This is a genomic window from Pseudomonas sp. PvP028 (assembly GCF_017832255.1).
Taxonomy (GTDB): domain Bacteria; phylum Pseudomonadota; class Gammaproteobacteria; order Pseudomonadales; family Pseudomonadaceae; genus Aquipseudomonas; species Aquipseudomonas syringae.
On record NZ_JAFIBL010000001.1, the window covers coordinates 1,145,859 to 1,164,396 of the forward strand.

The following is an 18,538-nucleotide window of genomic DNA, read 5'->3' on the forward strand; positions in this document are numbered from 1 at the left end:
TTTACCGCAGCCACTTCCTGAGAGTACGCCATGACGCTTTACGTCAACCTCGCCGAACTGCTCGGCTCGCGCATTGAAAACGGCTTCTATCGCCCCGGCGACCGCCTGCCCTCGGTACGTGCATTGAGCGTCGAACATGGTGTCAGCCTGAGCACCGTGCAGCAGGCGTATCGGGTGCTGGAAGATAATGGCCTGGCCGCGCCGAAACCCAAATCCGGCTATTTCGTCTCGGCCAGCCGAAAAGCCCCTGCGCTGCCAGCGGTCGGCAGGCCTGTGCAGCGGCCTGTGGATATCTCTCAATGGGATCAGGTGCTGGACCTGATTCGCGTGGCGCCCCTTGAAGCCGTTACGCAACTGGGGCGCGGCATGCCGGATGTCACCAGCCCGACCCTGAAACCGCTGATGCGCGCGCTGAGTCAGTTGAGTCGCCATCAGGACATGCCGGGCCTGTATTACGACAACATCTATGGCGTGCGCAGGCTGCGCGAGCAGATTGCCAGGCTGATGCTCGACTCGGGCTGCAACCTGACCGCCAATGACCTGATCGTCACCAATGGCTGTCATGAAGCGCTGTCAGCCAGTGTCCGGGCCATCTGCTCACCGGGGGACATCGTGGCGGTGGACTCGCCGAGCTTTTTCGGCGCCATGCAGACGCTAAAGGGCGTGGGCATGAAAGCCATGGAAATCCCTACCGACCCGCTGACCGGCATCAGCCTCGAAGCATTGGAGCTGGCGCTGGAGCAATGGCCGATCAAGGTCATTCAACTGACGCCCAACTGCAACAACCCGCTGGGCTATGTCATGCCTGAAGCGCGCAAGCGGGCACTGCTGACCCTGGCGCAGCGCTTCGACGTGGCGATCATCGAGGATGATGTGTATGGCGACCTGGCCTATAACTACCCTCGCCCGCGCACCATCAAATCCTTCGACGAGGACGGTCGCGTCCTGCTGTGCAGCTCGTTCTCCAAGACATTGGCACCGGGGCTGCGGATCGGCTGGGTAGCGCCGGGTCGCTATCTGGAGCAGGTGCTGCACATGAAATACATCGGCACCGGCTCGACCGCCCCGCAGCCACAATTGGCCATCGCCGATTTCATCGAAGGCGGCCATTACGAGCCTCACGTGCGACGCATGCGTAGCCAATACCAGCGCAGCCGAGACCAGATGATCGACTGGGTGATGCGCTACTTCCCCGAGGGCACCCGCGCCAGCCGGCCACAAGGCGGCTTCATGCTCTGGGTGGAACTGGCCGAAGGTTTCGACACCCTGCGCCTGAACCGCGCCTTGCTGGGCAAAGGTGTGCAGATCGCGGTGGGGAGTATCTTTTCGGCATCGGGCAAGTACCGTAACTGCATGCGCATGAACTTCGCGGCCAAACCCAACCGCGAAATCGAGAATGCTGTGCGTATCGTGGGCGAGACAATTGCCCTACTGAATGCGCAAACTGACTGATGCGGGCAAATCTTTCCCGGTTTTGCCGGTCATATCGCCAAGTCGAGCCATGTCCAGACGCGGAAGATCAATTTGAATAACTCATGGGCCTTGCCCTTTTGCTTGCTGGTTGCGTTGTGCGTCAGCGGTTGTGCGCATCAACAGGTCGCCAGTGAGCCAAGCCAGGCCATGCCGTCTTCAGGTTCCGCGTTCGGCCGTTCGATCCAGGCCATGGCCGTGCCGCATGAAGGGCGTTCTGGCTTCCGCCTGTTGCCTGACAGCAGTGACGCGTTCAAGGCTCGCGCCGAACTGATCCGCAACGCCAAAAGCAGCCTTGATCTGCAGTATTACATCGTCCACGACGGCCTGAGCACGCGCGCCCTGATCGATGAGCTGCTCAAGGCGGCAGACCGTGGCGTTCGTGTGCGCATCCTGCTGGACGACACCACCAGCGACGGTCTGGATCAGGCCATCGCCACCCTCGCCGCTCACCCGAACATCCAGATTCGCCTGTTCAATCCGCAAAACCTGGGGCGCGAGACCGGCATCACCCGCAGCCTCGGGCGCCTGATGAACCTGTCGCGCCAGCACCGGCGCATGCACAACAAACTATGGCTGGCCGACAGCAGTGTGGCCATCGTCGGCGGGCGCAACCTGGGCGATGAATACTTCGATGCCGAGCCAAACCTGAACTTCACCGATATCGACATGCTCAGCGTGGGGCCAGTGGCCGAACAGCTCGGCCACAGCTTCGACCAGTACTGGAACAGCACGCTCAGCAAGCCTATCGGTGAATTCATCTATTTCCTGCCAGACGGCGAGGATCTGGCCGAGGCCCGGCGCAAGCTGGATGATTCTCTGGAGCAGGCGCACCTGCAGCACAAGGCGCTGTACGAGCGACTGATGGCCTACAAGACCCAGCCGCGCATGAAAACCTGGCTTAACGAGCTGGTCTGGGCATACAACCAGGCGCTGTGGGACGCACCGACCAAGGTACTGGCGCAGGGCGAGCCTGATCCGCACCTGCTGCTGACAACGCAACTGGCGCCTGAACTGCTGAACACTCACAAGGAACTGATGCTGATCTCGGCCTACTTTGTACCGGGCCAGGAAGGCTTGCTGTACCTGACCGGGCGGGCCGATGCCGGCGTCAATGTCAGCCTGCTGACCAACTCCCTGGAAGCCACCGACGTGCCTGCCGTGCATGGCGGCTATGCGCCGTACCGCAAGGCACTGCTGGAGCATGGCGTGAAGCTGTTCGAGCTGCGCCGACAGCCTGGCGATACCGAGACGATGCGCGGCAGCGGTCCGCATCTGTTCAAGAAAAGCCATTCTCTGGTCAGCTCCGAATCAAGCCTGCACAGCAAGGCGATGATCTTTGATCGACAGAAAGTCTTTGTCGGCTCATTCAACTTCGACCCGCGCTCTGTGCTGTGGAATACCGAAGTGGGCGTGCTGGTCGACAGCCCGCAACTGGCCGAGCAACTGCGCGAACTGACCTTGCAGGGCATGGCCCCGTCGCTCACCTACGAAGCGCGGCTGGAGGACGGCAAAGTGGTGTGGGTGACCGAAGACAACGGCCAGATCCACACCCTGCATACCGAACCGGGCGACTGGTGGCGACGTTTCAACGCATGGATGAGCCGCGCCATCGGCCTGGAAAGAATGCTTTAAGCGGGCGCAGCCTGCGCATCCCCGAACGCGCCGCGTCGCCGGATCAGAATCAGCAGGCCCAAGGCACCGGCAGCCATCATCAGCGGCAAGGCCTCACCGCTGACCCACTGGCTGCCCGCGCCGGCTATCAACGGGCCGAGCAGACAGCCGATGCCCCACAGTTGAGCAACATGCGCGTTGGCGCGGACCAGCGAGTCATCGCGATAGCGTTCGCCGATCAGAATCAGCGAGAGGGTAAACAGCCCGCCGGCACTGGCACCGAACACGGTCCACAGCGGCCAGATCAGAACGGTGTCGATCAGCAGCGGCACCAGCAGACTGGACGCCAGCAGCAAGGCGGCACAGCCGGTGAACATCGCGCGACGTGAAATGCGGTCGGCGAGCATGCCGATCGGCAGTTGCAGCAGCGCGTCACCGACCACCACCACGCTGACCATGATCAGGGCGATTTCCGGGGTGAAGCCGTGGCGTATGCAGTAAAGCGGCAACAGGGTGAGGATCAGCGCTTCGAACGCAGCAAACAGGGCGACCGCCCAGGCGATCGCAGGCATGCCGCGACAGAAGCCGGACAGATCGGCAAACGTCACATTGCAGGATTCGGTCGACGGCGCGCCGGTACGCCCCAGCAGCAGAAACGGTGAGCCGACCAGCAGCGCTACGCCAATCCAGAAACCATAGTCGGCCTGGGTGCCGATCACGCCCAGCAGCAGCGGACCTGCCAGTTGGCTCAATGCGTAGGTACTGCCATACAGCGCCACCAGACGCCCGCGCAGGCGCTCGATGACCAACTGATTGATCCAGCTTTCACCCAGCACGAAGACGATGGTCAGAATCACCCCAAGCGTCAGGCGCAAGACCAGCCAGATCCAGTAATACGGCAGCAGCGCCAGCGCGCCGACCGAAACCGCCCCGGCCCATAAGCACAGGCGCATGAGATTGGCCGTGCCGAAGCGCGCCGCCAGACGACTGGCCAGCGCCGCGCCGAGCAGCACGCCCACCGCAGGCATCGCCGCCATGATGCCAATGGCAAACGAGCCATAGCCCCAGCCTGCCAGCCGCAATGAAACCAGCGGCATGCTGACGCCCATTGCCAGACCGACACCCAGTACGGACGCCAGCACAGCAAAATAAGTACCCCAACGCATTTCCACGCTCCTGCCCGGCGCGGCGCTACGCGCTTATCGCCTTGTACAAATCCTGTGTGGCGCGATGATCAATCTTGAGACCCCATCGTACCAATGCTCCGAGGGCAGAGCCTGGGAGCAACACGTAAATGACTACAGCTTGATCCAGGTCGACTTCAGCTCGGTGTATTTGTCGAACGCATGCAGCGACTTGTCACGACCGTTGCCCGACTGTTTGAAGCCGCCGAACGGTGCGGTCATGTCGCCGCCGTCGTACTGGTTGACCCATACGCTGCCTGCGCGCAAAGCCTTGGCGGTCAGGTGCGCCTTGGAGATGTTCGCGGTCCATACGGCAGCCGCCAGGCCATACTGTGTGTCGTTGGCGATCTGGATCGCTTCTTCGGCGCTGTCGAACGTCAGCACCGAAAGCACCGGGCCGAAGATTTCTTCCTGAGCGATTTTCATCGCGTTGTTCACACCATCGAAAATGGTCGGCTCGACATAGGTGCCGCCGGTTTCCTGCAGAATGCGCTTGCCGCCCGCAACCAGCTTGGCGCCATCGGTGTGGCCCGCTTCGATATAGGACAACACGGTGTTCATCTGCTGGGTATCAACCAACGCGCCCACGGTGGTCGCAGGGTCCAGCGGATTGCCGGGCTTCCAGGCACTGAGCGCCTCGATCACCATCGGCAGGAAGCGATCCTTGATGGAGCGCTCGACCAGCAGGCGCGAACCGGCGGTACACACTTCGCCCTGGTTGAAGGCAATCGCGCTGGCGGCTGCGCTGGCGGCGGCCTGCAAATCAGGCGCGTCGGCAAAGACGATATTCGGGCTCTTGCCGCCGGCTTCCAGCCAGACACGCTTCATGTTCGATTCGCCCGCATAGATCATCAGTTGCTTGGCGATCTTGGTCGAGCCGGTGAACACCACAGTGTCCACATCCATATGCAGGGCAAGTGCCTTGCCGACGGTGTGGCCATAACCAGGCAGTACGTTGAGCACGCCCGCAGGAATACCAGCCTCAATGGCAAGTTGTGCGATACGAATGGCCGTCAGCGGAGATTTTTCCGAGGGCTTGAGGATGACCGAGTTGCCGGTGGACAGCGCAGGACCCAGCTTCCAGCAGGCCATCATCAGCGGAAAATTCCACGGTACGATGGCGGCCACGACACCCACCGGCTCGCGCGTTACCAGGCCCAGTTGGTCATGCGGCGTTGCCGCGACTTCGTCATACAGCTTATCGATGGCCTCGCCGCTCCAGCTCAGGGCTCTGGCGGCACCGGGAATGTCGACACCGAACGAGTCGCCAATCGGCTTGCCCATGTCCAGCGTCTCAAGCAGCGCCAGCTCTTCGGCATTGTGTTTGAGCAGCTCGGCGAAACGGATCATCGTTTCCTTGCGCTTGGCCGGAGCCAGTCGCGACCAGGCACCGGAGTTGAAGGCGCTGCGTGCACTGTCGACCGCGCGCTGCGCGTCAGCGGTGTCGCAACTGGCAACCTTGGCAAGCATCCGGCCATCGACCGGGCTGATGCAGTCAAACGTCTCGCCGGAGGAGGCTGCGGTGTATTCACCTTGAATGAAGGCACGGCCTTCGATCTTCAAATTCTGGGCGCGTTGCTCCCAGTCAGCACGAGTCAGGGTGGTCATTTGCATGTCCTCCTCTTGTTGAATGTGGGTGTGTCGTGGTTGATTAAAGACACGATCTGAAATTTTTCAGGAAGGCCGTTACCCTAAACCAGCGGCCCGACAAAACCAATATATTTGACATAAATAGCCGCTACGGTGCTTTTATGTTGATTTTATTAAACAGCTGCGCACGCGCGCCGAGGCACTAACGCACTGCACGCACGTCAAACCTTCAACGTATTCAGGACAAGGGGCCCATCATGAGCATCGAAAGCATCGTCGACTTCAGTGAAGCCAGCACCGCTGCCGAGCACTATCGCCCTGCACCGGAAAAGGTCTTCAAGGGCGACCCGGCACAAACCCTCTACAACCACTACAACAGCCCCTGCGGACAGATGAGTGCAGGTGTCTGGAATGGCGAGCCCGGGCAGTGGCAGGTGAATTATTCAGAGCATGAGTATTGCGAGATTGTGCAGGGTGTTTCAGTCCTGCGCGACGAGCAGGGCCACGCGAAAACCCTGCGCGCAGGCGACCGTTTCGTGATCCCGGCAGGCTTCAAGGGCACCTGGGAGGTGCTGGAAACATGCCGCAAGATTTATGTGGTGTTCGAAGCGGCTGCAGATAAATAAGTACCGCATCACATCGGTTTTTCTGGAGGATTCTGAGCGCGTCCAGTGAGGACATTCACTCAAAAAAGGATTTTGAAAATGACTAACGAAGTTATCGCCCAAGCGCTTCAGTACCTTGTAGGCAGCCGCTATGTGCCTACTGTCAAAGCCTACATCAGCGAAATCACCGGTCTTCAGAAGGTCATCGGCCCTGGCGACATCACCACCAAAGACCTCAACCCGAACCGTCTGCACGTCAATGTCGACAAAGCCGGTCTAGTATCCGGCTTCAGCTTCGGCTGATCAGGCGGCCGTACCTTCGTCGCCCGACAGCAGCTTCCATGCCTGAAACGCCCGGCGCATCGCGTCGGGCGTTTGGCTGCCTGGATACTGCACCAGGAGCGCAGGCACAAAAAAACCCGCCAGAGCGGGTTTTTTTGTAGCCGACAGAATCAATTACTTGATTTTGCCTTCTTTGTAGATCACGTGCTTGCGTACAACCGGATCGAATTTTTTGATTTCGATTTTATCCGGGGTAGTACGTTTGTTCTTGTCGGTGGTGTAGAAATGGCCTGTACCAGCGCTCGACACCAAACGGATCAATTCACGCATGATTTTCTCCCTTAAATTTTGCCGTCGCGACGCAGTTCAGCGAGCACAACTTCAATGCCACGCTTGTCGATGATACGCATGCCTTTAGCAGATACGCGCAGACGAACAAAACGCTTCTCGCCTTCAACCCAGAAGCGGTGATGCTGCAGGTTTGGCAGGAAACGACGACGGGTTTTGTTGTTTGCGTGGGAAATGTTATTCCCAGTCACCGGACCCTTACCGGTAACTTGACATACTCTCGACATGCCTCAGCCCTCTAAAACCACATGCCCAACCCGGCATGGGTTGGCCGCTTAATCTCTCAGTCATTTGGCGCCAGGCGCCGCGTTTCTTTAAGGGTCTTACCGGCTACACCTACAGTGAAGGAACCGGGCCCCTAGAAAAGAGCGCTGCTTTATACCAGAAAGCCTTGGGCACAACAACAGGCAAAGCACTTTGACCCGAATGATCACGCCTCGCGCAGCGGTATGCTCAAGCACTGCGGGGGCACAGGCAAATCGACCGCTCGTCGCTCCATGACGATTGTTCTGCGCCAGTACATGGTCTAGGGTTAGTCCCTCACCAGACTGCGCCGGCAGATGGGGCCCTTTCTGAACAGGAAATAACGCCATGCGCCTAGCTGCACTCCCTTTTTTACTCGTTCCACTTTTGCTTCCCGTTGCTGCCCAGGCATCGAACCTTGTGGTCTGCACCGAAGCCAGCCCCGAGGGCTTCGACGTTGTACAGTACAACTCGCTGACCACCACCAACGCATCGGCCGACGTGCTGATGAACCGCCTTGTGGACTTTGATGCCAAGAGCGGCAAGCTGGTGCCGAGCCTGGCAGAAAGCTGGACCGTATCCAAAGACGGCCTGACTTACGACTTCAAGCTGCGCTCCGGAGTGAAATTCCACACCACCGACTATTTCAAGCCGACTCGCGAGCTGAGCGCGGATGACGTGCTGTTCAGCTTCCAGCGCATGCTCGACCCGCAGAACCCATGGCACAAGATCGCCCAGAGCGGCTTCCCGCATGCGCAGTCCATGCAGTTGCCCGCGTTGATCAAGAGCATCGAAGCGCCTGATGCACACACCGTGCGCTTCACGCTCAACCATGCGGACTCGACCTTCCTGGCCACGCTGAGCATGGGTTTCGCCTCGATCTATTCAGCCGAATATACTGCGCAGCTGTTGAAAGCGGGCACGCCGGAGAAACTCAACAGCCAGCCGATCGGCACCGGGCCGTTCGTGTTCAAGCGCTTCCAGAAAGATGCCGTGGTGCGCTATGAGGCGTTCGACGACTACTTCGCCGGCAAGTCTGATATCGACACACTGGTGTATGCCATCACCCCGGACGCCAATGTGCGCCTGCAGAAAATCCGTCAGGATGAGTGCCAGATAGCGCTCTCGCCCAAGCCCCTGGATATACAGGCAGCCAGCGAGGACAAATCGCTCAAGGTCGAGAAGACTGAAGCGTTCATGACCGCATTTGTCGCGATCAACAGCCAGCACCCGCCGTTCGACAAGCCGGAAGTTCGCCAGGCCATCAACCTGGCGTTCGACAAGGACAATTACCTGAAAGCCGTGTTCGAAGGCACCGCTGAAAAGGCCAATGGTCCTTACCCGCCCAACACCTGGAGTTACGCCAAGGACCTGCCCGGCTATCAGCACGATGTTGCCAAGGCCAAGACGCTGCTGGCCAAGGCCGGCGTGAAAGAGGGTTTGAAGACCACCATCTGGACGCGACCTTCCGGGAGTCTGCTAAACCCGAACCCAAGCCTGGGCGCTCAATTGCTGCAGGCTGACTTGAAACAGATCGGTATCGATGCCGAGATCAAGATCATTGAATGGGGCGAGCTGATTCGCCGCGCCAAGGCTGGCGAGCATGACCTGCTGTTCATGGGCTGGGCGGGCGACAATGGCGACCCGGATAACTTCCTGACCCCGCAGTTCTCGTGTGCGGCCGTGCAGTCGGGCACCAACTTCGCCCGCTATTGCGACAAGACACTGGACAAGCTGATCGCAGACGGCAAATCAGTCAGTGATCAGACGGAACGCAGCAAGCTGTATCACCAGGCTCAGCAACAGATTCAACAGCAGGCACTGTGGCTCCCCCTCGCCCACCCGACGGCTGCAGCCCTGGTACGCAAGGACGTCACTGGCTATCAGGTCAGCCCGTTCGGCAGGCAGGATTTCTACAAGGTGCAGGTCAAGTAAGTCGCCAGGCTGACCTTGGCTTCTGTGTGTGATGTCGTGCCAATGCCTGCATTGGCACGACCCACCTCAAGACCGGGAAGAGCTCGCTACATCAACCCGCGCTCCACCATCGACAGTGGCTCGCCGTCTCCCACGATCACGTGATCAAGCACATGAACATCCACCAGCATCAGTGCTTCCTTGAGGCGCTTGGTCAGGTCGATGTCGGAACGGCTGGGCGTGGTGATACCGGAAGGATGGTTGTGGCATAGGATCAGGCTCGCGGCGTTGTGCGCCATCGCTCGCTTCACCACTTGGCGCGGGTGCACGTAGGACGCATTGATTGTCCCGCGAAACAATATCTCGAAGGTCATGACCCGGTGTTTGTTATCGAGAAACAGACAGCCGAAGACTTCGTGCGGCTCATGCCGCAGCAAGGCCTTGAGATAGCCGCGAACCTGGGTGGGGTTTTCTAGCGCTGACTCACGGCGCAAGGACTCGGCCATGTGCCGACGCGCCATTTCCATGACCGCCTGCAACTGAGCGAACTTGGCGGGCCCGAGCCCCAGTTGCGAGGTGAATACCGACAGATCCGCATCCAGTAACGGTCTGAGCCCGTCAAATTGCTTCAGCAGATGACGCGCAAGGTCTACAGCGCTTTTTCCGGCCACGCCGGTGCGTAAAAAGATAGCCAGCAACTCGGCGTCGGAAAGGCTCGCCGCCCCCAACTCCAACAAGCGTTCCCGGGGGCGTTCAGCCGCGGGCCAACTGCGAATACTCATAGCACCTCCATGTGATTGGGCACCGCTGTTCCGGTGCGGTCGCTGTGCTATCTTAGCCCATCTTTTTTGCACGACGATCTGGCCTGGGGAGGCGTCATGGCCGTCGTGTGTTCACTCGACCAAAAAGGCAGGTCTATGCAGCGGCTGTATCGAAAACGCATCGTTCTTGGCGTCGGCGGCGGCATCGCGGCCTACAAGAGCGCTGAGCTGGTCCGCCGCCTGCGCGATCAGGGCGCTGAAGTGCGTGTGGTCATGACCCGGGGCGGCGCAGAGTTCATCACCCCGCTGACCATGCAGGCCCTGTCCGGGCACCCTGTGCACCTGGACCTTCTCGATCCGGCCGCCGAGGCCGCGATGGGCCATATCGAACTGGCCAAATGGGCCGACCTGATCCTCATCGCACCGGCCACCGCCGACCTCATCGCGCGCCTGGCGCAAGGCATCGCCAACGACCTGCTGACCACCATCGTGCTGGCCACCGACGCGACTGTCGCCATCGCCCCGGCGATGAACCAGGCGATGTGGCGTGACGCCTCGGTGCAGGCCAATACCCGTCTGCTCGAAGAACGCGATTTTCGCGTGTTCGGGCCGGCGTCCGGCAGTCAGGCGTGTGGCGATGTCGGCTTCGGGCGCATGCTGGAGGCCGACGACCTGGCCCAGTGCGCGGCCGACTGCTTCCAGCGCCTGACCCTGACCGGCAAGCATGTGCTGATCACCGCAGGCCCGACCCAGGAAAACATCGACCCGGTGCGCTACATCACCAACCACAGCTCGGGAAAAATGGGCTTTGCCCTGGCCGAAGCGGCGGTGGAAGCCGGCGCTCGCGTCACGCTGATCACCGGGCCGGTCAACCTGCCTACGCCTGATCGCGTCTCACGCATCGACGTGGTCAGCGCCCGCGACATGCTGGCAGCGTGCGAGGCGGCCATCCCCTGCGACCTGTTCATCGCCTCGGCAGCCGTGGCCGACTACCGCCCGGAAGTCGTTGCCCCGCACAAATTGAAGAAAGATCCTTCGAACGGTGACGGCTTGCTGCTGCAGATGGTGCGCAATCCGGATATTCTGGCGACCATCGCAACCCGCCCGGATCGCCCCTTCAGTGTCGGCTTTGCCGCCGAGACCGAACACCTGCTCGACTACGCTGCCCGCAAGCTCAAGGACAAGAACCTCGACCTGATTGTCGCCAACGATGTCGCTAACCCGAGCATCGGCTTCAACAGCGAGGAAAACGCCTGCAGCGTGATTGACCGAGCGTTGCACGCAACGCTTTTCGCCCAGACCAGCAAGGCCAAGATCGCTCGCCAGCTGGTCACTTTTATCGCCGACCGCATGAATCAGGTTTAACTACGAATGCACGCTCTACAAGCCAAGATCCTCGACCCTCGCATTGGCAACGAATTCCCGCTGCCGGCCTACGCTACTGTCGGCTCGGCTGGCCTGGACCTGCGCGCCATGCTCAAGGAGGACACGCTCCTCGAGCCCGGCCAGACCCTGCTGATCCCTACCGGCCTGTCGATTTACATTGGCGATCCGGGCCTTGCCGCGCTGATCCTGCCGCGCTCCGGCCTGGGCCATAAACACGGCATCGTGCTGGGCAATCTGGTGGGCCTGATCGACTCCGATTATCAAGGCGAACTGATGGTCTCCTGCTGGAACCGCGGCCAGACGGCTTTCAACATCGCCGTCGGCGAGCGCATCGCCCAATTGGTCCTGGTGCCGGTCGTACAGGCGCATTTCGAGCTGGTTGAAACGTTCGACGAAAGTCAGCGCGGCGCTGGCGGCTTCGGTCATTCCGGCAGCCATTGATCGCCATTCGGCACATAATCCGGGTTCGGGACAAGGCTCAGGGAGAGGTCGGTGAAAGGTAGTCAGCACAGCGCTTCACAGCACGCCGTACCCGCCGATAACTCGCCTCCGGCTGCGAGCCTCAAAGGCCTTGCGCCTGGCCTGGTGCCTGCCGCCATCGGCCTGCTCATTGCTGCGGCACTGGTCTGGACGGCTCTGGCCACCGGCCCCCAGCAACAGGACCAGCTTATTCAGGCCTGGGGCGGCAGTCAGGCGGCAGCGGCGGGTCTGGCCCTGCGCCAGATCAACGCGGACACCCAGTCGGCCGCCTCCGGTGCAGCGCTTGTGCAGGCGCTGCAGAGCAATGATGCCGCTGCCCTGCTGGCCGCTCAGGATCGATTCACCCGCTGGGACGGTCTCACGGGCGCTCGGCTTTACCCCAAGGGGCTGGCCGATGTGGATACGCAAGGCGCACTGCCCGTCAGCTTCGCCACCCTGGACATGCTCAACAAGGCCGCACAAGGTGAGGCCGTTGCCCCGGAGGCGCGCAAGGTCGGTGAGCGCTGGTTGATCTACAGCGCCGCGCCGGTGCGTGCCGCGGCCAGTCAGCCGGTGGTGGGTACGTTGCTGTTGGCCTTTGATCTGCAGCGTTTGCTCAATGCCTTACCGGCGCTGCCTGCCGATGCCGGGCAAGTGGTGCTCAGCCAGCAGTTCGGCAGCGGACCTGCTCAGGTTTTCCTGCAGCGCGGTCAGGCCGATGAAGGCAAAGCCCAGGCCTTCGATACCGGTTATCCCGGCTGGAAACTCGAATTCACGCCCGGTCCCGGCCTGAAAACCTCTCCGTCCGCGGTGCTTCTGCTGCTGGCACTGATTATCGCTGCAGCAGGCGTGCTGCTTGGCTTGCACCGTAATGAGCGGGCCCTGCAGAAGCGTATTTGCGCCGACGCACGGCAACTGGATCAGCTGCTCCAAGAACTCTCACGCGGAAAAGCCGTCAAACCCTTCGGTTTGAGCCTCCCGGCCCTTAGTAGCCTGGCTCAGGCCCTTGCTCGTGTCTCGCTTCGTAGTCAGCCTCAGGCAGCGCCTGCCCTGGCTGCAGGCGAGCAGCGCGATGCAGATATTGCCAAAGGCAGTGCTTCGTCCACCGTGGCTGCATCACGCACCGACTGGACCGATCCGCTGTTTCAAGATACCGATATCCTTGATATCGACCTTCTCGACGAAAACCAGGACTTCCTGAGATCGGAGCATAACCTCGCTATGAACAGCCCAGCATCCGTGGCACCCAACCTTCCCGAGACTATTTTCCGTGCCTACGACATTCGTGGCGTGGTCGGGGACACCCTCAACGCTGAAACGGCTTACTGGATCGGCCGCGCCATTGGCTCCGAAAGCCTGGCGCAGAACGAACCCAACGTCAGCGTTGGCCGCGATGGTCGCCTTTCCGGTCCTGAACTGGTACAGCAACTGATTCAAGGCTTGCACGACAGCGGCTGCCACGTCAGCGATGTGGGCCTGGTGCCAACGCCTGCGCTGTATTACGCAGCCAACGTGCTGGCCGGCAAAACCGGCGTCATGTTGACCGGCAGCCATAACCCGAAGGACTACAACGGCTTCAAGATCGTCATCGCTGGCGACACCCTCGCCAACGAGCAGATCCAGGCGCTGCACGAGCGCATCAAGACCAACAACCTGACGTCGCAGAAAGGCAGCATCACCCAGGTCGACATCCTTGAGCGCTACTTCCAGCAGATCAAGAATGACATCGTCATGGCGCGCAAGCTGAAGGTCGTGGTCGACTGCGGCAACGGCGCGGCAGGCGTGATCGCTCCGCAACTGATCGAAGCGCTGGGCTGCGAAGTGATTTCGCTGTTCGCGGAAGTCGACGGCAACTTTCCTAACCACCACCCGGATCCGGGCAAGCTGGAAAACCTGCAGGACCTGATCGCCAAGGTCAAGGAAACCGGTGCCGACCTGGGCCTGGCTTTCGACGGTGACGGCGACCGTGTCGGTGTCGTGACCAACGCAGGCAACGTGGTGTACCCGGACCGCCTGTTGATGCTGTTCGCGCTGGACGTGCTCAAGCGCAATCCGGGTGCCGACATCATTTTCGACGTCAAATGCACACGCCGCCTGACTCCGCTGATCAGCGAACATGGCGGTCGTCCGGTGATGTGGAAAACCGGTCACTCGCTGATCAAGAAAGAAATGAAGAAAAGCGGCGCGCTGCTGGCAGGCGAAATGAGCGGCCACATCTTCTTCAAGGAACGCTGGTTCGGTTTCGACGACGGTATCTACAGCGCAGCACGCCTGCTGGAGATCCTCAGCCAGGAGTCGGCCAACGCCGAAGACCTGTTCGAAACCTTCCCGAACGATATTTCGACGCCTGAAATCAACATCAAGGTGACGGATGTCACCAAGTTCAGCATCATCGAGGCCCTTGAGACGGATGCACAGTGGGGCGACGCCAAACTGACCACCATCGACGGTGTCCGTGTGGATTATCCGAAGGGCTGGGGTCTGGTTCGCGCTTCCAATACCACGCCGGTACTGGTGCTACGCTTCGAAGCCGAGACCGAGGCCGAATTGCAGCGTATCAAGGACGTGTTCCACGCAGAACTGAAGAAAGTTGCGCCGGACCTCGACCTGCCATTTTGATTGTTTTTCCTTTTGACTGGAGCCCTGAATGACCCTCGAACGCGATGCCGCCTCTAATGTAGCCAAGGTCCTTTCCGAAGCGCTGCCTTACATTCGCCGCTTTGTCGGCAAGACGCTGGTTATCAAGTACGGCGGCAACGCCATGGAGAGCGAAGAGCTGAAAACCGGCTTTGCGCGCGACATCGTGTTGATGAAAGCAGTGGGCATCAACCCGGTGGTGGTTCACGGCGGCGGGCCGCAGATCGGTGATCTGCTCAAGCGCCTGTCCATCGAAAGCCACTTCATCGACGGCATGCGTGTTACCGATGCGCAAACCATGGATGTCGTGGAGATGGTACTGGGCGGCCAGGTCAACAAGGACATCGTCAACCTGATCAACCGTCATGGCGGCAGCGCGATCGGTCTGACCGGCAAGGACGCTGAGCTGATTCGTGCGAAGAAGCTCACCGTCACGCGCCAGACACCGGAAATGACCAAGCCCGAAATCATCGACATCGGTCAGGTCGGTGAAGTGGTCGGGGTCAACATCGGGCTGCTCAACATGCTGGTCAAAGGGGATTTCATTCCGGTCATCGCACCTATCGGTGTGGGCCCGGACGGCGAGTCGTACAACATCAACGCCGACCTGGTCGCAGGCAAGGTTGCCGAAGCCCTCAAGGCCGAGAAGCTGATTCTGCTGACCAACATCGCCGGCCTGATGAACAAGCAGGGCGAAGTCCTGACCGGCCTGACCACCGAGCAGGTCGACGGCCTGATCGCCGATGGCACTATCTACGGCGGCATGCTGCCGAAGATTCGTTGCGCGCTGGAAGCGGTTCAGGGCGGGGTCAACAGCTCGCACATCATCGACGGTCGAGTGCCCAACGCGGTCTTGCTGGAGATCTTCACCGACAGCGGTGTAGGTACCCAGATCACCAACCGCAAGCGGCACTGATGCAGACGTAACACCCAAAGGCCCCGTGAGCTAACACTCACGGGGCCTTTTTTGTTGGCTGATGCTCGAGAACACTATCGTGTTCATGCTCCGCGCTCAGCGTCATATACAAGTCTGCTCTTGATGCTGGCCGCAGGCTGTGGGAGCGAGCTTGCTCGCGAAGAGGCCGGTAAAGCCCCTGAAAATGGGGCGTCTGGACCATCGTATTCGTGAGCATTGCGGATCGCCGCCCGGTCACTCCCACGCACTTCGGGCAGAAGCCGGAAAGTCACGTTTCACGGGCTCTTCAAGACTTATGTATAACGTTGAGTGCTCCGTGTGGGTATGCCGTTCTGGACGCTCTGCGTCCTGTCCTGAATATGTGGCGCAACGCAGATTTGTGACGCAGAGCGTCACGACAGGCATTCCCTGGCTGGAGCGTGCGGAACGATAGGTGTCTGGCGGCGGCTCCTTTCGCGAACAAGTTCGCTCCTACGGCCTTCGGCCAGAATCAAAAACAGACCCGGGCATGACGATAGTGTCCGGTCATTGAGTCAGCCGCTGGACGCGGGCGCGATCGACGGCGAAATCTGCTTCGGCCTTTACCCGTGCGGCCTGATACCCGGCGATATCGGCTTGCAGTTTCTGCTGCTGATCGCGCAGGTCGTTCAGTTGATCGACAAGCGCCTGCTGAACCGGACGCCCTGCGCGCTCAAGGTCGGCGGCCTGGCCTTGCAGACTGCGCTGCTGCGCCGCCAGCCCCTGAATGTTGCCCTGGGCAACGCCAACCAGCGCGTCCAGCTCGGCCAGTTTGCGGGCTTTCATGCGGTCCACTTCAGCGACGCTGCTGTACAGGCTCAGCAGCTGTGCATCGGCGGCGGCCTGACGTTTGTCCGCATCGGACTGGCGAATCTGCTCAGCCGTAGGCGCAGGTGGTACGACCTGAACCACCCGGCCACGGCTGTTGAGTACTTCATAGCCTTTGGCAACGTAGTCGGGCGGCACGCCTTGCGTGTCGATCACTGTCACCCCGCGGCTGTCGACGTAGCGATAAAGCCGTGGCTCAGGTGCGTCGGCCGCTTGGGCGAGCATGGGCGCAAGCATGACGACAGCCAGCAAGGCCCGAAAAACGCTCAGCGCGTCTGAAACCGATCCCCAAGACCTGCCGCCGACCGCCATAGGCACGTCCTCAGATTCCGAATTGCGCGCGATAGGCTTCGACGGCAGGCAGATGCTGCTTGAGCTGCGGATCGTCGGCCAGGAACTCGAGTACCTGATTCAGCGACACGATACTCACCACCGGAATCCCGAAGTCACGCTCGACTTCCTGAATCGCCGACAGCTCGCCATTGCCCCGCTCCTGACGATTGAGCGCGATCAGCACGCCCGCAGCTGTAGCGTTCTGGTCCTTGATGATCTGCATGACCTCACGGATCGCAGTGCCCGCAGTGATCACGTCTTCGATAATCAGCACATTACCCGCCAGCGGGGAGCCCACCAGACTGCCGCCCTCGCCGTGCGCCTTGGCTTCCTTGCGGTTGAAACACCACGGCAGATCACGGTCATGATGCTCGGCCAACGCCACAGCAGTGGCCGACGCGAGCGGAATGCCCTTGTAGGCCGGACCGAACAGAACGTCGAAGGCAATACCGCTTTCAACCACGGCTGCTGCGTAGAAACGCCCCAGTTGTGCCAGTGCGGAACCGGTGTTGAACAGCCCGGCATTGAAGAAGTACGGGCTGGTGCGCCCGGACTTTAGAGTGAACTCACCGAAGCGCAGAACACCGCGATCGATGGCAAAACGAATGAAATCGCGTTGATACGCTTGCATGAAAAAAGCTCCGAATACCACGGATTTAGCTAATTAGGTAGAGCTCGGGTATCATACACGCACGTGATTTTTGGGGCCATTTATGCGGATCATCAGTGTGAACGTAAATGGCATTCAGGCTGCGGTCGAGCGTGGTTTGCTCAGCTGGCTGCAAGCTCAGAATGCCGACGTCATCTGCTTACAGGACACCCGCGCCTCCACCTTTGAACTGGACGATCCAGCCTTTCAGCTGGATGGTTACTTCCTCTATGCCTGCGAAGCCGAGGTTCCCGCTCAGGGTGGTGTGGCGCTGTATTCGCGGTTGCAGCCGAAGGCGGTAATCAGCGGCCTCGGCTTCGAGACAGCCGACCGCTACGGGCGCTACCTGCAAGCAGATTTCGACAAGGTCAGTATCGCTACCCTGCTCTTTCCGTCGGGGATGAATGGCGATGAAGACCTGAATCAGAAATTCAAGCTCATGGACGATTTCGGCAAGTACATGGACAAGCAGCGCCGCAAGCGTCGCGAATACATCTACTGCGGATCGCTCTATGTGGCGCAGCAGAAGCTCGATATCAAAAACTGGCGCGACAGCCAGCAGTCGCCCGGCTTCCTCGCGCCCGAGCGCGCCTGGATGGACGAGATCGTCGGCACCATGGGCTACGTCGATGCTCTGCGCGAAGTCAGCCGTGAAGGTGACCAGTACAGCTGGTGGCCGGACAACGAGCAGGCCGAGATGCTGAATCTGGGTTGGCGCTTCGATTATCAGATCCTGACCCCAGGCCTGCGCCGCTTCGTGCGCAGCGCCCGTCTGCCACGCCAGCCGCGCTTCTCGCAGCACGCGCCGTTGATCGTGGATTACGACTGGACCCTGACTATCTGATAGCCAGGCAAGGCCGCGAACACGAAAAAGCCGACTTGAAGTCGGCTTTTTGCGTTGCCTGAAGTGATGCTACTTGATCAGGCGCAAGGTGAACGGATAGCGATAATCGACGCCGTCATTGGCTTTTATCCCGGCAATGATCGCCAGCACTGCGGCACCGATCCCCACCAGCGTCAGTAACGCAAAGCCGATGATGAGCAGCACCAGCAGCATGCTGACGGTGGCCGCAATGGCGACCGTGATCTGAAAATTCAGCGCTTCCTTGCCTTGCGCGTCGATAAACGGATCGGAATCTTTCTTCAACTGCCAGATAATCAGCGGGCCCAGCAGATTGCCAAACGGAAACATCAGCCCGGCAAACGCCGACAAGTGACAGAACATCGCCCACTGGCGAGCGCTTTGCGGCGGTTTGCTGAACGGTTGCAAGCTGTCACTCATTATCGGACCCCTTCTGGGT

General features: G+C 60.3%; 18 protein-coding genes. 10 read left to right on the forward strand and 8 right to left on the reverse strand.

Annotation, left to right across the window (positions count from 1 at the left end; all coding sequences use genetic code 11):
- Positions 1–30 precede the first annotated feature (30 nt).
- Entirely contained in the window at positions 31–1,452 is a 1,422-nt protein-coding gene (locus tag JOE34_RS05100; protein WP_024692047.1) for a PLP-dependent aminotransferase family protein, read from the forward strand.
- A 72-nt stretch (positions 1,453–1,524) separates the two neighbouring features.
- A complete protein-coding gene (locus tag JOE34_RS05105; RefSeq protein ID WP_046266626.1) occupies positions 1,525–3,105 on the forward strand; it encodes a phospholipase D family protein in 1,581 nt (526 codons plus the stop codon).
- Here the strand turns inward: JOE34_RS05105 and JOE34_RS05110 are convergent.
- Both JOE34_RS05110 and JOE34_RS05115 read right to left on the reverse strand, forming a co-directional pair.
- The gene (locus JOE34_RS05110) at positions 3,102–4,250 is read right to left on the reverse strand and encodes an MFS transporter (protein WP_016566902.1); all 1,149 of its coding nucleotides are present in this window, start codon (positions 4,248–4,250) and stop codon (positions 3,102–3,104) included. The genes JOE34_RS05105 and JOE34_RS05110 overlap by 4 nt on opposite strands.
- 132 nt (positions 4,251–4,382) lie before the next feature.
- Entirely contained in the window at positions 4,383–5,876 is a 1,494-nt protein-coding gene (locus tag JOE34_RS05115; protein ID WP_024665073.1) for an aldehyde dehydrogenase, read from the reverse strand.
- Positions 5,877–6,115: 239 nt separating this feature from the next.
- On the opposite strand from JOE34_RS05115, the gene JOE34_RS05120 reads away from it, so the two are divergent.
- Complete coding sequence (locus JOE34_RS05120) at positions 6,116–6,484, forward strand: cupin domain-containing protein (RefSeq protein ID WP_003403970.1); 369 nt, start codon at positions 6,116–6,118, stop codon at positions 6,482–6,484.
- Between the two features lie 78 nt (positions 6,485–6,562).
- Entirely contained in the window at positions 6,563–6,766 is a 204-nt protein-coding gene (locus JOE34_RS05125) for an I78 family peptidase inhibitor (RefSeq protein WP_010413359.1), read from the forward strand.
- 153 nt (positions 6,767–6,919) lie between these two features.
- Here the strand turns inward: JOE34_RS05125 and rpmG are convergent, their stop codons facing one another.
- Complete coding sequence (gene rpmG, locus JOE34_RS05130; RefSeq protein WP_002551515.1) at positions 6,920–7,075, reverse strand: 50S ribosomal protein L33; 156 nt, start codon at positions 7,073–7,075, stop codon at positions 6,920–6,922.
- Between the two features lie 11 nt (positions 7,076–7,086).
- A complete protein-coding gene (rpmB, locus tag JOE34_RS05135; RefSeq protein ID WP_002551514.1) occupies positions 7,087–7,320 on the reverse strand; it encodes a 50S ribosomal protein L28 in 234 nt (77 codons plus the stop codon).
- Between the two features lie 364 nt (positions 7,321–7,684).
- On the opposite strand from rpmB, the gene JOE34_RS05140 reads away from it, so the two are divergent.
- Positions 7,685–9,271: an ABC transporter substrate-binding protein gene (locus JOE34_RS05140; RefSeq protein ID WP_074908851.1), complete on the forward strand. Its 1,587-nt coding sequence runs from the start codon at positions 7,685–7,687 to the stop codon at positions 9,269–9,271.
- 86 nt (positions 9,272–9,357) lie between these two features.
- Here the strand turns inward: JOE34_RS05140 and radC are convergent, their stop codons facing one another.
- Complete coding sequence (radC, locus tag JOE34_RS05145; RefSeq protein ID WP_003392593.1) at positions 9,358–10,032, reverse strand: DNA repair protein RadC; 675 nt, start codon at positions 10,030–10,032, stop codon at positions 9,358–9,360.
- A gap of 135 nt (positions 10,033–10,167) precedes the next feature.
- On the opposite strand from radC, the gene coaBC reads away from it, so the two are divergent.
- From coaBC to argB, 4 genes are read left to right on the forward strand one after another with little or no spacing between them, the layout of a single operon-like run.
- Positions 10,168–11,376, forward strand: a complete 1,209-nt coding sequence (gene coaBC / locus JOE34_RS05150) for a bifunctional phosphopantothenoylcysteine decarboxylase/phosphopantothenate--cysteine ligase CoaBC (protein ID WP_003314000.1) — start codon at positions 10,168–10,170, stop codon at positions 11,374–11,376.
- Between the two features lie 6 nt (positions 11,377–11,382).
- Positions 11,383–11,838 carry a dUTP diphosphatase gene (gene dut, locus JOE34_RS05155; protein WP_003313999.1) on the forward strand — a complete coding sequence of 152 codons (456 nt, stop codon included), beginning with the start codon at positions 11,383–11,385 and terminating at the stop codon, positions 11,836–11,838.
- Positions 11,839–11,889: 51 nt separating this feature from the next.
- Positions 11,890–14,475: a phosphomannomutase/phosphoglucomutase gene (locus JOE34_RS26100; RefSeq protein WP_057445059.1), complete on the forward strand. Its 2,586-nt coding sequence runs from the start codon at positions 11,890–11,892 to the stop codon at positions 14,473–14,475.
- A 28-nt stretch (positions 14,476–14,503) separates the two neighbouring features.
- Positions 14,504–15,409: an acetylglutamate kinase gene (argB, locus tag JOE34_RS05165; protein WP_003344438.1), complete on the forward strand. Its 906-nt coding sequence runs from the start codon at positions 14,504–14,506 to the stop codon at positions 15,407–15,409.
- 525 nt (positions 15,410–15,934) lie between these two features.
- Here the strand turns inward: argB and JOE34_RS05170 are convergent.
- Positions 15,935–16,567: a hypothetical protein gene (locus JOE34_RS05170; protein WP_016566896.1), complete on the reverse strand. Its 633-nt coding sequence runs from the start codon at positions 16,565–16,567 to the stop codon at positions 15,935–15,937.
- 10 nt (positions 16,568–16,577) lie between these two features.
- Positions 16,578–17,219, reverse strand: a complete 642-nt coding sequence (pyrE, locus tag JOE34_RS05175; protein ID WP_209995164.1) for an orotate phosphoribosyltransferase — start codon at positions 17,217–17,219, stop codon at positions 16,578–16,580.
- An 82-nt stretch (positions 17,220–17,301) separates the two neighbouring features.
- On the opposite strand from pyrE, the gene JOE34_RS05180 reads away from it, so the two are divergent.
- A complete protein-coding gene (locus JOE34_RS05180) occupies positions 17,302–18,081 on the forward strand; it encodes an exodeoxyribonuclease III (RefSeq protein WP_002551505.1) in 780 nt (259 codons plus the stop codon).
- Positions 18,082–18,150: 69 nt separating this feature from the next.
- Here JOE34_RS05180 and JOE34_RS05185 read toward each other — a convergent pair whose 3' ends face one another.
- On the reverse strand, positions 18,151–18,519 hold the full coding sequence (locus JOE34_RS05185) for a DUF4870 domain-containing protein (protein ID WP_003313990.1): 369 nt from the start codon (positions 18,517–18,519) through the stop codon (positions 18,151–18,153).
- Between the last annotated feature and the right edge of the window lie 19 nt (positions 18,520–18,538).

Coding starts and splice junctions, on each gene's coding strand:
- JOE34_RS05100 (WP_024692047.1), top strand. CDS start 31: ATGACGCTTTACGTCAACCTCGCCGAACTGCTCGGCTCGCGCATTGAA.
- JOE34_RS05110 (WP_016566902.1), bottom strand. CDS start 4,250: ATGCGTTGGGGTACTTATTTTGCTGTGCTGGCGTCCGTACTGGGTGTC.
- JOE34_RS05115 (WP_024665073.1), bottom strand. CDS start 5,876: ATGACCACCCTGACTCGTGCTGACTGGGAGCAACGCGCCCAGAATTTG.
- JOE34_RS05120 (WP_003403970.1), top strand. CDS start 6,116: ATGAGCATCGAAAGCATCGTCGACTTCAGTGAAGCCAGCACCGCTGCC.
- JOE34_RS05125 (WP_010413359.1), top strand. CDS start 6,563: ATGACTAACGAAGTTATCGCCCAAGCGCTTCAGTACCTTGTAGGCAGC.
- rpmG (WP_002551515.1), bottom strand. CDS start 7,075: ATGCGTGAATTGATCCGTTTGGTGTCGAGCGCTGGTACAGGCCATTTC.
- rpmB (WP_002551514.1), bottom strand. CDS start 7,320: ATGTCGAGAGTATGTCAAGTTACCGGTAAGGGTCCGGTGACTGGGAAT.
- JOE34_RS05140 (WP_074908851.1), top strand. CDS start 7,685: ATGCGCCTAGCTGCACTCCCTTTTTTACTCGTTCCACTTTTGCTTCCC.
- radC (WP_003392593.1), bottom strand. CDS start 10,032: ATGAGTATTCGCAGTTGGCCCGCGGCTGAACGCCCCCGGGAACGCTTG.
- coaBC (WP_003314000.1), top strand. CDS start 10,168: ATGCAGCGGCTGTATCGAAAACGCATCGTTCTTGGCGTCGGCGGCGGC.
- dut (WP_003313999.1), top strand. CDS start 11,383: ATGCACGCTCTACAAGCCAAGATCCTCGACCCTCGCATTGGCAACGAA.
- argB (WP_003344438.1), top strand. CDS start 14,504: ATGACCCTCGAACGCGATGCCGCCTCTAATGTAGCCAAGGTCCTTTCC.
- JOE34_RS05170 (WP_016566896.1), bottom strand. CDS start 16,567: ATGGCGGTCGGCGGCAGGTCTTGGGGATCGGTTTCAGACGCGCTGAGC.
- pyrE (WP_209995164.1), bottom strand. CDS start 17,219: ATGCAAGCGTATCAACGCGATTTCATTCGTTTTGCCATCGATCGCGGT.
- JOE34_RS05180 (WP_002551505.1), top strand. CDS start 17,302: ATGCGGATCATCAGTGTGAACGTAAATGGCATTCAGGCTGCGGTCGAG.
- JOE34_RS05185 (WP_003313990.1), bottom strand. CDS start 18,519: ATGAGTGACAGCTTGCAACCGTTCAGCAAACCGCCGCAAAGCGCTCGC.